This window comes from Candidatus Jordarchaeum sp. (genome assembly GCF_052745115.1).
In genome coordinates, this window is record NZ_JBRAKS010000493.1 from 1 (window position 1) to 2200 (window position 2200).

The following is a 2200-nucleotide window of genomic DNA, read 5'->3' on the forward strand; positions in this document are numbered from 1 at the left end:
GTACCTTACCAAGGACCTTATTACGGTTGGCTTATGACCAGCTTCTACCTCTATGGTAGTGATGTTAAAAAAGTAATGGAGTTTGCAGTGTATGCGGGTGGCGACTATTTCATGCAAATTTCTGGACTAAGAGTGACCTATACTCCTCTGGGAATGCCCGGTTCTCAGATAATCAGCATTGAACAAGATTTCCAAAATGGAACCTACGCTCCCATAAATGATACCAAACTGTATAGGGTATGCATTAACTTGGAGGCGTCGCTCCTAATTCCAGAGATCGGAAAAATGTATCCTATGTTCGCAATAACAATGAGGAACTCAACAGGAGATCCTTTGCCCACTGATCCAGAAGAGTATATTCCCCTTATCCTAGTTCTCCTAGATCCGAACGATCCGAATACGGCGATTCCAGAGTGGTTGGGTCTGGTGAATTATCTTATATCCGACCAGGGTGGGGAAGTGGATCCTGCTTACAATGCGACTCAGGCTAGAATTAACGTTTTTGAAATCAATCCTACTACACTCTTCACACTAACCGGTCTTGGACAACTATTGACTAGCCAGCAAATCGGGTCAAACTTGATGTTTGGCGGAATCGGAGCTCTTATCCTTATAGTGATTGTTGCCGTTGCAGTGTTTCTGTCTAGAAGGCAATAATTATCCTAGAAAGTGTTGATGGTTTCCTTTAAAAAGGGAAGGTTTAGTAAGCCTTCTCCTATTTTTTTAGGATTTGGTTTATAATTTCTTCTTCAGGAAGTAAAAATTTTTGAGTGCATTATTTAGGTTTGGAACTGCTTTGACTATGTGGTGGGCTCGCTTTTTTCGATTTCAGCCTGCTACGGGAAGAAGGGGTAATAAGTCTCCATTTGGCTAAAAGGGGGCTAAAAAGATGTTTAGAACACCCATATGATACTCGCCGAAGATGACTAAAGACATCCTTTAAACAATTTACACCAAAGATTTTTTAATCTCCTTCTTTATAAGCAAAATAATTTTACTTAAATTTTCACAAAATTAAAATTGATAAAGATTTATCTTATTATTCTAAGAAATGGATTTTAAATTTTGGAGGGAGAAATCGTGTCAGAATTGATTGAGGAGATTAAGGCCCTAGTTTCTGGTCATATTAAGGGCTCCTCTCATCTGAGTGGTGAAAAGTATTACAATGAACCAGTTGAGAGAATGTCCCGTGTTAAGATTAAGGAGCTTCAGTGGAAGCTGCTAAAACTACAAATTAAGCGAGCCTACGAACTCACCCCGTTTTACCACAGGAGGCTCAAGGAGGCGGGAGTCAAACCTGAAGACATAAGAACCCTGAAAGACTTGCAAAAGATTCCGCCGGTGCTGAAGGATGATATTCGGGAAGAGATGCAGAAAACCGGGGACGCCTTTGGGGGATGCCTAGCGGTGCCCTTCAAGCCTTCTAAGATTCTTAACGTGTATTCCTCAACCGGAACTACGGGACTGAGAACGTTCAACGTGCATACAGCTTGGGATAGGGACTGGTGTCTGGAGCAGATTTGCAGACTGGGAGTTATGGAGATACATGACGCGCCACCGGGATCCGTTTTCATCGATTTCGGTTTCCACTGGCACGGGGGAATTACCGGAGTGGAGCTAGGGGTCTCTAGACTGGGACTGATTGTGGCTCCCATGGAGGCTCTGGGGCCGGGATTCGAGCTTGAGAGATGCTGGCAGCCTCTTCAATTTCTGAAACCCATCAGCATCCACTGGCCGCTTGTAACTTTGTGGATTTTTGGAGACTGGTTACAGTCCGTGGGTAAGGACGCTAAGGAGTCTATGAAGCATGTTAAACTGTTGTCCACCTCGGGTGATGTGTTAACTGCTGCTGCTGCGGAATTTGTGAAGGATTACTGGGGTTTTGAGAAGGTGCACTCTGGTTTTCAGATGGCTGATACTTGGATAACGGGTTGCAACTGCTCGGAGCAGCCCCCGAACATAACTCACATTTGTGACGATTTTCACTATGTGGAGGCTGTGGATCCTGAGACCGGAGAGCAAGTGGCTTCGGGTGAACGTGGCATTCTGGTGATTACTCCGCTGGTTATGGAGGCTATACCGTTGTCCGAAACTTACCCATCTAGGACACTTCCAGATGGTGTTCGGTTCCTGCTTCATAGGGGAGCACCTGCCTTGGGGCATGAACCTCTCCGCTCTTGCAGGCGTTTTGCGTGTGTCT

The 2200-nt window shown here is 44.9% G+C and carries 2 protein-coding genes; both read left to right on the forward strand.

All coding sequences use genetic code 11. The features are described 5' to 3' along the window. The coding region (locus ACUVXA_RS20030) for a 5'-nucleotidase C-terminal domain-containing protein (RefSeq protein WP_445873059.1) at positions 1 to 657 on the forward strand (657 nt) is incomplete at its 5' end. 423 nt (positions 658 to 1080) lie between these two features. Next, positions 1081 to 2200, forward strand: a 1120-nt coding sequence (locus ACUVXA_RS20035) for a phenylacetate--CoA ligase family protein (protein ID WP_445873060.1), incomplete at its 3' end; no start/stop codon positions are given.